Annotated in this window: 1 protein-coding gene; it reads left to right on the forward strand. The window is 60.4% G+C overall.

Annotation, left to right across the window (positions count from 1 at the left end; genetic code table 11):
- Positions 1 to 255: AMP-binding protein (locus AB4Y42_RS44550; RefSeq protein ID WP_368697934.1), on the forward strand; the 255-nt coding region annotated here is incomplete at both ends.

Genomic DNA, 255 nt, shown 5'->3' on the forward strand with positions numbered 1-255 from the left:
GCTGATCAACACAGTGCCTTCGGCGCTCGCCGCTCTGCTCGACAAGAACGCAGTGCCGGCTTCGGCAAGCATCATCAATCTGGCGGGTGAGCGGCTGAAGGCGAGCCTCATAGAGAAGGCCTTCGGGGGCAGTCGCATCGAGAAGATATGTAATCTGTACGCACCCTCCGAGACAACGACGTACTCGACCTGGATTTGCATGCCGAGGGGGGAGGCTGTCGTTGAGACGATTGGGCGTCCGATCGCGAACACGCG

The sequence above is a fragment of the Paraburkholderia sp. EG286B genome, assembly GCF_040965655.1.
Lineage (GTDB): Bacteria > Pseudomonadota > Gammaproteobacteria > Burkholderiales > Burkholderiaceae > Paraburkholderia.